This is a genomic window from Marinomonas gallaica, from assembly GCF_001639745.1.
GTDB classification, from domain to species: Bacteria; Pseudomonadota; Gammaproteobacteria; order Pseudomonadales; family Marinomonadaceae; genus Marinomonas; species Marinomonas gallaica.
Map to the genome: position 1 here is coordinate 41,727 of NZ_LTAX01000011.1, position 11,364 is coordinate 53,090.

At 44.3% G+C, this 11,364-nt stretch carries 8 protein-coding genes and 2 tRNA genes; 8 read left to right on the forward strand and 2 right to left on the reverse strand.

Features of this window, described 5'->3' with window-relative positions; translation table 11 throughout:
* The first annotated feature begins 46 nt into the window (after positions 1 to 46).
* From AYW76_RS11645 to AYW76_RS11680, 8 genes are all read left to right on the forward strand, one after another.
* Positions 47 to 123 (forward strand) — tRNA-Arg (locus AYW76_RS11645).
* Between the two features lie 111 nt (positions 124 to 234).
* Positions 235 to 1,569 (forward strand): trigger factor, encoded by a 1,335-nt coding sequence (gene tig / locus AYW76_RS11650; protein ID WP_067220171.1) that lies wholly within the window; start codon positions 235 to 237, stop codon positions 1,567 to 1,569.
* A gap of 71 nt (positions 1,570 to 1,640) precedes the next feature.
* Positions 1,641 to 2,273, forward strand: coding sequence for an ATP-dependent Clp endopeptidase proteolytic subunit ClpP (gene clpP, locus AYW76_RS11655; protein WP_067098728.1), 633 nt, complete (start codon positions 1,641 to 1,643; stop codon positions 2,271 to 2,273).
* Between the two features lie 15 nt (positions 2,274 to 2,288).
* Entirely contained in the window at positions 2,289 to 3,572 is a 1,284-nt protein-coding gene (gene clpX, locus AYW76_RS11660; protein ID WP_067220174.1) for an ATP-dependent Clp protease ATP-binding subunit ClpX, read from the forward strand.
* A gap of 180 nt (positions 3,573 to 3,752) precedes the next feature.
* Positions 3,753 to 6,146, forward strand: coding sequence for an endopeptidase La (gene lon / locus AYW76_RS11665; RefSeq protein WP_067038719.1), 2,394 nt, complete (start codon positions 3,753 to 3,755; stop codon positions 6,144 to 6,146).
* Between the two features lie 120 nt (positions 6,147 to 6,266).
* Complete coding sequence (locus AYW76_RS11670; protein WP_067038717.1) at positions 6,267 to 6,539, forward strand: HU family DNA-binding protein; 273 nt, start codon at positions 6,267 to 6,269, stop codon at positions 6,537 to 6,539.
* Between the two features lie 7 nt (positions 6,540 to 6,546).
* Positions 6,547 to 6,623, forward strand: a tRNA-Asp gene (locus AYW76_RS11675).
* Between the two features lie 77 nt (positions 6,624 to 6,700).
* The gene (locus AYW76_RS11680; protein WP_067220178.1) at positions 6,701 to 8,530 is read left to right on the forward strand and encodes a SurA N-terminal domain-containing protein; all 1,830 of its coding nucleotides are present in this window, start codon (positions 6,701 to 6,703) and stop codon (positions 8,528 to 8,530) included.
* 80 nt (positions 8,531 to 8,610) lie between these two features.
* On the opposite strand, the gene AYW76_RS11685 is transcribed toward AYW76_RS11680, so the two are convergent.
* Together AYW76_RS11685 and AYW76_RS11690 are read right to left on the reverse strand one after the other, a co-directional pair.
* Positions 8,611 to 9,531 (reverse strand): Dyp-type peroxidase, encoded by a 921-nt coding sequence (locus tag AYW76_RS11685; RefSeq protein WP_067220181.1) that lies wholly within the window; start codon positions 9,529 to 9,531, stop codon positions 8,611 to 8,613.
* Between the two features lie 18 nt (positions 9,532 to 9,549).
* Positions 9,550 to 11,349 carry a BatD family protein gene (locus AYW76_RS11690; RefSeq protein ID WP_197467813.1) on the reverse strand — a complete coding sequence of 600 codons (1,800 nt, stop codon included), beginning with the start codon at positions 11,347 to 11,349 and terminating at the stop codon, positions 9,550 to 9,552.
* Positions 11,350 to 11,364 lie beyond the last annotated feature (15 nt).

Sequence of the window (11,364 nt, forward strand, 5' to 3'; positions counted from 1 at the left end):
ATTCCTTCCCTATAATAGCGCGTCACTATTTAGTGTTGTAGAAAATGCGCCTGTAGCTCAGCTGGATAGAGCATCCCCCTTCTAAGGGGATGGTCGGGGGTTCGAATCCCTCCAGGCGTACCACTAGATCACTGTAATTCACAATTTTTGGTCTTGTTGACTGAGCTTTAAAGTAAGTCGTGATTTGATCGCGACGGCGTCAACAAATAAAGCACGTTCCCAAGAGGAAGTTTTATGCAAGTTTCTGTAGAGACAACGTCTCCAATTGAACGCGTTCTTACTATTAGCGTTCCTGCTGCACGTATTGATGAAAAAGTTAACGCTGAAGTAGCTAAAACAGCTAAAACAGTTCGAATTGATGGTTTCCGTAAGGGCAAAGTGCCAGTAAGCGTTGTTAAAAAACGCTACGGTCAAAGTATCCGTATGGAAACTCTTGAGCAAGTTATGCGTGATGCATACGTTGAGGCAATCCAAGCTGAGTCAATCAATCCAGCTGGCATGCCTGCAATCGAGCCTAAGAAAATCGAAGAAGGCTCTGATCTAGAATTCGTAGCAAAAGTTGAAGTTTACCCAACAGTTGAACTTGCAGATGTATCTAGCATCGAAGTGACTCGCGTTGTTTCTGATGTTACAGAAGCTGATGTTGACACTATGCTTGAAACATTGCGTAAGCAAAATGCTGAATGGACTGCAGTTGATCGCGAAGCGAAAGACGGCGACCAAGTGAAAATCGACTTTGTTGGTTTCCTAGGTGAAGAAGCATTCGAAGGTGGTGCAGCAGAAGGTCATCAGATTGTTCTTGGCTCTAACTCAATGATTCCTGGCTTCGAAGAAGGCATTGTTGGTATGAAAGCGGGAGAAGAGCGTACAATCTCTGTTACTTTCCCTGAAGAGTATCAAGCTGAGCATCTAGCAGGCAAAGAAGCAACATTTAAAATCACTGCACACGAAGTTGCTGAGCAAGTACTTCCTGAACTAAACGATGAGTTTGCGACGAAATTCGGTCTTGAAAACTCTGATTTAGCGGGTCTACGTGCGGAAGTACAGAAAAACATGGAGCGTGAGCTAAGCCAAGCAGTTAAAGGTAAGCTTAAGAACTCTTTGTTTGACCAGCTTGTTGCATTGAATCCAATCGAAGTTCCTTCTTCTTTGGTTGATCAAGAAGTTGATGGTCTTCGTCAACAAGCAGCTCGTCAGTTTGGTAACATGGAGGGCTTTGATCCTTCACAACTTCCAGCTGAGTTGTTCTCTGAAGAAGCAACTAAGCGCGCGAAGTTGGGCCTTTTGATCTCTGAAGTGATCCAAAAGAACGAACTGACAGTAGAAGATGATCGTGTACGTGCTTTCTTGGAAGATATGGCGCAAGCCTACCAAGAGCCGCAACAAGTGGTTGAATTCTACCTAAACAACAAAGAGCAACTAGCACAAGTGCAATCTGCTGTACTTGAGGAGCAAGTTGTTGATAAACTGCTAGAAAGCGCGAAAATTACTGAAGTAACTCTAAGTTACGAAGACGCTATTAAGCCAGAAGCTCAAGCTGCAGAAGCAGAAGAGTCTGAAGAAGCATAAGCTTAGCTTATAATTCTCATGGGCCGGTATAGCGTAAGCTATACCGGCTTTTTCGTTTTAAGGAATAGGATATGAATTTAATGACCCCTACAACTGGCCCTGTCGCGATTACAAGTAATGGCCTAGTCCCAATGGTTATTGAGCAAACAGCTCGAGGTGAACGATCTTTTGATATTTATTCTCGTCTACTGAAAGAGCGTGTCATCTTTTTGGTGGGTCAAGTCGAAGATCACATGGCAAATTTAGTGGTTGCCCAGTTATTGTTTTTAGAGTCAGAAAACCCTGATAAAGATATTCACCTTTACATTAACTCTCCGGGTGGATCTGTAACAGCTGGTATGTCAATTTATGATACTATGCAATTTATCAAGCCTGATGTAAGCACTATGTGTATTGGTCAAGCTGCGAGTATGGGGGCACTTTTGCTAACTGCCGGTGCAGAAGGTAAGCGTTACTGTCTACCAAACTCTCGTGTCATGATTCACCAGCCACTTGGCGGATACCAAGGTCAGGCTTCTGATATCGAAATTCACACTCGCGAAATTTTAGGCATTAAGCATCGTTTAAACGAAATCATTGCGCATCACACGGGTAAGCCGATTGAAACTGTGGCGCAAGATACAGACCGTGATAATTTTATGAGCCCGCAAGCGGCTAAAGATTACGGTTTAATTGACGATATCCTAGAAAAACGCGAAGCATAATAAGGGTGGACTTTAATGTCTGATGATAAATATAGCCGCGGCGACCATTCTGATCGGTTGTTGTACTGCTCTTTCTGTGGAAAGAGTCAGGATGAGGTTAAAAAACTAATTGCCGGCCCTTCGGTGTATATCTGTAATGAATGTGTTGATTTATGCAATAACATCATTACTCAAGAACTGTTGCAAGGTGATGGTGAGTCTGAAGAAAAAGACGAATTGCCGACGCCTGCGAAACTGGCTGCATCGTTAGATGATTATGTGATCGGGCAAGAGCGCGCTAAAAAAGTGTTAGCGGTAGCCGTATATAATCATTACAAGCGTTTGCGCCATCAAGGTTTAGCAAACAAAGATATAGAGCTAGGTAAGAGTAATATCTTGCTGATTGGTCCGACTGGTAGTGGTAAAACCCTGTTAGCACAGACGCTTGCACGTGTTTTGGATGTACCTTTCACAATTGCTGATGCGACCACATTAACAGAAGCAGGTTATGTGGGTGAAGATGTTGAAAACATCATTCAGAAGCTTCTGCAAAACTGTGATTACGATGTCGATAAAGCGCAGCGTGGCATTGTCTACATCGACGAAATTGATAAAATTTCTCGTAAGTCTGACAATCCGTCTATTACACGTGATGTATCAGGTGAGGGTGTTCAGCAAGCATTGTTGAAGTTGATTGAAGGTACAGTTGCTTCGGTTCCGCCGCAAGGTGGCCGTAAGCATCCACAGCAAGAGTTTGTTCAAGTTGATACCTCAAATATTCTGTTTATTTGTGGTGGTGCTTTTGCTGGTCTTGAGCGTGTCATCAGTGATCGTACTGAAAAGAGTAGTATTGGCTTTAAAGCGACGGTGAAGAGTAAAGAGAAAGATCGCTCTTTCTCCGAAGCCGTGCACCAAGTAGAAACAGAAGATCTAGTGAAGTTTGGTCTGATTCCTGAGTTTGTTGGTCGCTTGCCTGTCGTAGCAACGCTTTCTGAACTGGATGAAGAAGCGCTTATGACGATCTTGAGTCAACCTAAGAATGCTTTGACAAAACAATATCAGCACCTATTTGAGTTGGAAGGTGTTGAGCTTGAGTTTACCGATGAGTCATTGCGTGAAGCCGCCCATTTGGCGTTGGAGCGTAAAACGGGTGCTCGAGGTCTACGAAGCATTCTTGAGTCATCATTGCTTGAGTGTATGTACGAGCTTCCTAATCGTACTGACGTTGCTAAAGTCGTTATGGATGGCTCGTCTATCCGTGGTGATTCAGCGCCATTAATGGTGCTTGAAAGTGAGTTGAAAGACGCCTCAAATGGTTAATTTCTAAACAAATTTCGCTTGCGACTAGTGGTCGTAAGCGAAATATTGCTTTATTCCCCTCTTTTTCTTCTATTTCCTCTCTGAACGCTTGCATTTTTACCTGGTTGACCTTATCTCTAAATCATCGAAGTTAAGTCACTCATCAGCGTTGCGTATGCTGATGTCCAGTTGGAAGTAATTATGTCTGAGTCTGATTCTAAAAATTTGCCTATGTTGCCGCTACGCGATGTTGTCGTGTATCCGCATATGGTTTTGCCGTTATTTGTCGGTCGAAAAAAGTCTATTGCTGCGCTTGAGTCTGCAATGGATGGTGACAAGATGGTGTTTCTTGTTGCACAGCAAGATGCCTCCAAAGATGACCCAAAACAGGAAGATCTGTACACCATTGGTACGGTAGCGAAAGTTATCCAGTTACTGCGCTTGCCAGATGGAACCGTTAAGGTTCTGGTGGAGGGGCAGTATCGTGCTGAGCTTCAAGCACTGGAAGATGGCGCTGAATGGGTTATGGCTACGATTGAGCAACTTGCTGAAGCGGAAGATGATGAGTCTGAGTATCCTGCCATTCGAAATGCATTGATTAAACAGCTTGATGAGTATGTTGCCGGTAGCAAACGTATTCCAAGTGAGGTGGTTACCTCTCTTAAGTCTATTGATGATCTATCCAAACTGATTGATTCCATTGCTGGCCATATGAGCCTAAAGCTTGAAGATAAGCAGCATGCGCTTCAGTTAAGCTCATTGGTGGAGCGTGGCGAGCATTTGATGGGCTTGATGGATGGTGAGCTAGATATCGCCCATCTAGAGAAGAACATCCGCAGTCGCGTTAAGAAACAAATGGAAAAAAGTCAGCGCGAATACTATTTGAATGAGCAAATGAAAGCCATTCAGAAAGAATTAGGTGACATGGATGAGGGCAGTAACGAGCTTGATCTTCTTCAGGAAAAGATCACCGAAGCAAAAATGTCAGCTGAGGCAACAGAAAAGGCTGAAGCCGAACTTAAGAAACTGAAAATGATGTCACCTATGTCGGCCGAAGCGACCGTGGTGCGAGGTTACATTGACTGGTTAGTTTCGTTGCCATGGTCTAAACGCTCAAAAGTACGTAACGACCTTGCGTATGCTGAAAAAGTCCTTAACGAAGATCACTTCGGCTTGCAGGATGTGAAAGACCGTATCTTAGAATTCTTGGCGGTTCAGCAGCGCGTTAAGAAGGTAAAAGGCCCTGTGTTGTGTCTGGTAGGGCCTCCAGGTGTTGGTAAGACATCTCTTGGTCAATCGATTGCCCGTGCCGTTAATCGTAAGTATGTTCGTATGGCGTTAGGTGGTGTACGTGATGAATCTGAGATTCGTGGTCACCGTCGTACTTACATCGGCTCTATGCCAGGTAAATTAGTTCAGAAGTTGGCTAAAGTGAAAGTCAAAAACCCGCTGTTCTTGCTGGATGAAATTGACAAAATGGGCATGGACCAACGGGGTGATCCTGCTTCTGCGTTACTTGAGGTGCTTGATCCAGAGCAAAATCATACATTTAGCGATCATTATCTAGAAGTCGATTATGATCTGTCAGATGTTATGTTTATTTGTACATCGAATAGCATGAATATTCCTGGTCCATTAATGGATCGTATGGAAATCATCCGTATTCCTGGTTACACCGAAGATGAAAAACTTAATATAGCGAAACGTTACTTATTGCCTAAGCAAGTTAAGTTAAGCGGTTTGAAAGACACTGAAATCGAGGTTTCTGATGAGGCTCTGATGGATGTGATTCGTTATTACACCAAAGAAGCAGGTGTGCGTGGTCTTGAGCGTGAGCTAAGCAAGGTATGCCGACGGGTTGTTAAAGAACAAACGTTGAAGAAAAGTAATGATGCGGTCAGTGTTACTTCAGAGAGCCTTGAAGAGTACTGTGGCGTGCATAAATTTAGCTACGGCAAGGCGGAGGAAAATAACCAAATCGGTCAAGTGACCGGATTGGCTTGGACTTCTGTAGGTGGCGAGCTGTTGACCATCGAAGCGGCGGGTGTGCCGGGTAAAGGTCGCCATGTTAAGACCGGTTCTCTTGGTGATGTCATGCAGGAATCGATTCAAGCTGCTTTAACGGTAGTTCGCAGTCGAGCATCGGGATTGGGTATCGCAGAAGACTTCCATGAAAAAGTAGATTTGCATTTGCACGTACCGGAAGGAGCAACGCCTAAGGATGGTCCTAGTGCCGGTATTGCTATGTGTACTGCGATAGTATCAGTCTTGGCGAAAGTGCCTGTGAAGGCTTCTGTGGCCATGACAGGCGAGATTACGTTGCGTGGTGAAGTATTGCCAATTGGTGGGCTCAAAGAAAAGCTGCTTGCGGCACATCGTGGTGGTATTAAAACAGTGCTAATTCCGCAGGAAAACACGCGTGACCTAAAAGAAATTCCGGACAATATCAAAGCGGATCTGGAAATTGTGCCAGTGAAATGGATTGATGAGGTCTTAGATGTGGCATTAGAGTACGTTCCTTCACCAAAAAGTGAAGAAACTGTGTCAGCAAAGGAAAAAACTGTTGATGAACAAGAATCTGTGAGTCATCATTAGGCCAAACCCTGTGTTGACAGGGCCTAAGATAGGCTTGTATAAAGGCTCATCTGCATCGACCGTTACGTTTGGTCGAATTAAAAATACCAAGGAACCACGAGAATACTGAAGGGGTAGAACGTGAATAAATCAGAATTGATTGATGCTATTGCCACGTCCGCAGACTTATCTAAAGCTGCTGCAAGTAATGCACTAGATGCAACTTTGACTGCAATCGAAGAAGCACTAGCAAAAGGCGACCAAGTAACTTTAGTTGGTTTTGGTACTTTCTCAGTAAAAGAGCGTGCGGCGCGTACAGGTCGTAACCCTCAAACTGGTGAAGAAATCCAAATCAGCGCTGCTAAGGTTCCTAGCTTCAAAGCCGGTAAAGGCCTTAAAGACGCAGTGAACTAATGAACATGGAGCGGTAGTTCAGTTGGTTAGAATACCTGCCTGTCACGCAGGGGGTCGCGGGTTCGAGTCCCGTCCGTTCCGCCATTAGAGCAAAGAGGTGTGTTCCCAGCGGAATACACCTTTTTTGTTTTACAGATTACAGTTTTTGAGGTGGAGGCAACATGCTCCAAGATATAAGAGACAAGTCACAAGGTGTTATCGTTAAGGTCATTATTGGTGTTGTGATTGTGACGTTTGCTCTATTTGGTGTTGAAGCATTGGTACAAAGCTTTACATCAACCGACACAGTTGCTGAGGTAGATGGCAAAGAAATTACTCGCAGTGAGCTATTACGGGCTTCTGAGACTCAGCGCCGTCAACTTATTTCTATGATGGGTGGTCAAATTGATCCTGCTATGCTGGAAGAAAATGCATTGCAACGTCGTGCATTGGATGAGTTGATTCAGCGTGCTGTTTTGATGAATCAGGCGGAAAGCTTAAATTTAGGTGTGTCGGACGCGCAAGTAGATGCTTACCTAGTTCAAGCTGAGCAGTTCCAAACAGATGGCGTATTTGATCAGAGCAAGTACTTGAACTTTATTCGGTCTTTGGGTTTTACGCCTTTAGCGTTTAAAGAGCGTATTAAGCAAGACGTACTGATTCAGCAAACCCGTAACGCATTGGCTGGTTCGGAATTTATTTTGCCTAGTCAAGTTGAGTCGATTGTTGAGTTGCAAAATCAAAAGCGTAGTTATGATTTCATTCGATATTCGTTGGCTCAAAAGACTGAACAAGTCAATGTCTCAGATGAAGAGTTGCAAGCTTACTACGATGAAAACAGCGCTAGTTTTGTATCGCCTGAGCAAGTGAAATTGGATTATGTTGTGGTTTCCGCTGCTGACTTGCAGAGTCAAGTAGAAGTGACGGATGCTGAATTGAAAGATGCTTATGACGCACGTGTTGCAAACTTCCAAGGTGAAGAGCGTGAAGCGTCTCATATCTTAATAGACACATCTTCTCGTTCAGACGAGGAGGCGCAAGCGCGTCTTGCAGAAGTTCAAGATAAGCTGGCAAATGGTGAATCATTTTCTCAATTAGCGTCAGAATATTCCGATGACCTTGGCTCAAAAGATAATGGCGGTGACTTGGGTTATGTAAGTCGCGGCATCATGGTGGGGCCGTTTGAAGATAAGTTGTTTGCAATGGAGGCGGGTCAAGTGGATTCTGTGGAAACAGAATTCGGTTATCACCTTATTCAATTAAATGAGATCAGTGAAACATCTGCGCCATCACTTGATGATATGCGTGATGAACTAATGTCTGATTTGGTGGCTCAAAAGGCCAAAGACAAACTGTTGGAAGAGCATGAAACGATCACTGATTTAGCGTATGCCAGTGATGACCTTTCTGCTATATCAAGTGAATACGGTGTGGCTATTTTGACAACGGATTACTTTGGTCGTGATGGTGGTAATGATGAAATTACGTCGTCTCCATCTGTTATTTCAGCGGCTTACAGCCCAACGGTGTTAGAAGATGGTCACAACAGTGATTTGATCGAGTTGAGTGATGAAGAGGTTGTCGTTGTTCATGTAAATGATCATAAAGCCGCTGCTCAACAAACGTTCGATGAGGCGAAAGATGTGATTGCTTCGATTGTGGTTCAGCAAAAAGCAGTTGAGGCGTTGCAAGCTACCGCGAACGCGGCGTTAGCGTCTGGCGAAGGTGATTGGACAACGGTGAAAAACGCTGAACGTGGTCAAGATGAAGTGGCTGCATTAGCATTTGGGTTGCCACATCCTGCTGAGGGTGAAAGTTCAGTAGGTGTTGAGTCCGCAGGAAATGGTGATTTGGTCGCGATTCGTCTAACTGAAGTCATTCAAGGTGACGGCAGTGTGGAAGCATCTCAAAAAGAGATTTATGAGAACTACTTATCACAAACGCTGACCAATATGACGATGCGTGCGCAACAAGAATCTTTGCAGAATGCAGCGGAGATTGTACGTAACTAAGTGTTAGTTCATATGAAAAACCACGCCTTGGCGTGGTTTTTTTGTTTTTGCGCTTGGTAAATAAGTGCTACGGATTGTCATTACGCTAGGCGTTTAAGGAACTCTGGCGTTGGAATATAAAAAGCACTCCCACTTGAAGCGTGAGTGTATTGCATTAGGTGGTCTGCATGGCCATGCTCATCGCCTTGGATCATGCTTTGTAGCATCAGATCAAAAATGACGGGGGTTTTTGAGTAGCTAACAAAGACCAAGCCTTGCTCATGCAAGTCACCAAACGGCATGCTTTGACGTAGAATTTCCAGAGATTGGCCTTGCTCATCTTTTAGAGAAGTTCGTTTTGTATGGGCATGAGGAGACTTCTCTGCAGAAGCATATTCCTCATTGTCATACTTAGTGCGACCATAAGTATCTTCTTGTATTTTTAGCTCTTGGTGTTCCCATTTTTCCAAGTCGTGAACAAACTTCATGTAATTCAGATATGAGCCACCTTGATAATCTGAATCTTCATCACCGACTAATGCGACAGCGGCACGATCTTCACCCTCAGGATTTTCGGTGCCATCCACAAAGCCAGTAAAATCTCGATTATCCAAGTATTTAAAGCATTGAGTTTGTGTACGCAATTTTACACTGTCAGACATAGCTTTAAAAAGTGTTAGTGCAAGCGTGTGAGTAGCATCGTGTCGATTAGATCGAATATGCATTATAAGATCATAGGCTTCGTCTTTAACGCTTAGAAATGGGCCTGAAAAACTCGGGAATGGAGCCAGTTCTTTTGGCGGCTCACATTGGGTAATTCGATAAAAACAGTGGGTCGAAAAACCAATAGCTGCATGCAATTGCGCATCAGGAAACTGATTTTGTACGGCACAGATTAACTCTGGACATGACGCCAGCGCTTGGCGAAGCGAAGCTTCTTTACCTTCGACAGCATCTAATAAAATAAAAGAAGCATCACTGGATGCTTCGGCAGTAATGCCAGTTTGGTGATTCAAATTCATGTTATGACTCCAGAAAACTTAAAAGTTCGGATACAGCGTCTTTAGTTGGCTAGCTTGAGATGGTTTGGGCTGACCTGTGACATATTCTTCGAGTGCGTCGGCTAACGCGTCGCCGTGCCATTGAGAAGACGCTGACGATGAATACATGACCAATTCAGCTTCCATTAAAAGCTGGGTTAAGTGTGGTGAGTTGGACAATCGTTTGATGTCATCCACACCGCGAATCGCGTTGTCTCCCCAGCGGTGTCTTGCCCACTCTAATAAACGCAAACGAAGTGTGCTTAAGTCGTTGTCACGACAGCTATGCAGTAATTGTTGATAGGCTGCGTCCTCATTGCCAGAAGTAAGTGGAGCAAACTCTTCCAGTGTAGGGACTTCGCCTTTTGGATTTGTACGGGAATTGGCCTTTCGACGCATCCATAACCAAGCGCCAATCCCAGCTACACCAAAGCCAAGCATGAGCGTCGCTAGAATGACTTTCCAAGAACTTCCGCTTTCATTGTTTGGCGTGAGAACGACATTTAGATCAGTAGGTTCTTCAGTACCCTCTGGAATCGGTGCTGATTTGGCTTTGGGCTTTGCTAAAGATATCGGCGCGACAGACGTTGATTGCGGTGGAATCTCAGTTGAACCGTTGTTTGGCGTATTAGTCGTTTCTGTCGATTGTTGCTGTGTATTATTTGAATCGACAGCGCCATAGGGCAGCGGAGCAATGTCAATGACTTGCGCATTGGCTCTGGCCGTTTTAATGGATCGCGAAATAGGATCCCAATAATTCACTTCTACAATGGGTAACTCAAGTGGACCCGCTTGAGTGGGAACGACCTCAATACGCATGGCTTCATGACCAGAGACGCCGTTAATGGATTTATTCGTCTCATAAGTAGGGGAGGTTGGATAGAGTTTATAAGCGCGTGTGCTGGCAAAGTTTAATGTTGGCAGTTGTTCGCCTAGGACACCTTGAGCGGTAATGTCTATTTCCCAAATTAAGGTATCTCCAATACGTGGATTACTAACCGTATTCGATACCATCGAGCGAACGGCCACTGCATCGGTGGGTAGCCAATTAGAATTGCCATAAGATGCTGGGATCGGTAATGCGTTAAGTGTTATGGGTAGGCTTTTAATATTGATTTTTCGCGTACCATTTCGAGTATTCACGATGGCTTCAATACTTTGGTTGTTTAACTCAATGGTGCCGCTTCGTTGAGGAAATGCTACGTATTCTCGAGTTATCACTTGATAAGATGTGCCATCAATGTCTTCGTAGCGCATTTGATCATCAATTAAACGCTCAGTAAGAAGGTTAGGGTGGTTAGGATTGGACATGCTCGGATTTTGCAGTGGAACCGCCGTATAAAGCTCTAATGTCAGTAATACCTGTTGTTGAACATAGGGCTCCAGTGTACTGGCATGAAACTTCAGCATGACTAATGGATTGCCATTACGATCTGTCATTTGCTGCGCGGGTTTTACTTCAAGATATAGAGGATCGGAGGCTTTTTCGCCGACCTTTATGGGCGGGATTTGGAAGTTGCCCACGGCCTTTGGCATTAAGGTGACGACCCAAAAATTAAGGGCCTGATTCGTGCCAAGGTTAAAGCTAAACTGACTGTTTTGACTGCGGCTTAAAATTTCAAAATCACGTTTTAAAGCAGATAAATCGGGGCCGTTGCCGGTATTGGTAAAATCTGTTCGTATCGTAAGCTGGACAATTTCGTTCTCACTGACAACGTTTTTATCGAGGGCGGCAGTCACTTGATCAGCGTGCGCCAAGTGAGCAAAGAATAGAGCCGTCACAAATGCGATGATCTGCATTGCAGCTCTTGATGG